We start from the raw sequence: 307 nt of genomic DNA on the forward strand, positions 1-307 counted from the left end.
CTGCGTTAATGAGGATCAAATTGGGCTCACCTATTTTTTTTACGCAAGACCGCCCTGGCTTAAACGGTAAAGTTTTTAAAATGATGAAGTTTAGAAGCATGCTCGATGCCAAAGATAAGCACGGTAACTTGCTTCCGGATAACGAAAGAATGACTAAATTTGGTGCTTTTCTACGTTCTACCAGTTTAGACGAGCTACCTGGCTTGTTTAATGTTATTAAAGGCGACATGAGCTTAGTTGGGCCAAGGCCACTACTAGTACAGTATTTACCGCTGTATAACTCAGAACAAGCTAAACGCCATAATGT

General features: G+C 40.7%; 1 protein-coding gene. It reads left to right on the top strand.

The features are described from left to right. Positions 1-307, top strand: a 307-nt coding sequence (locus AAEY83_RS13730; RefSeq protein WP_351059646.1) for a sugar transferase, incomplete at both ends; no start/stop codon positions are given.

It is taken from the genome of Psychrobacter sp. TB20-MNA-CIBAN-0197, from assembly GCF_040309765.1.
GTDB lineage: Bacteria > Pseudomonadota > Gammaproteobacteria > Pseudomonadales > Moraxellaceae > Psychrobacter > Psychrobacter submarinus.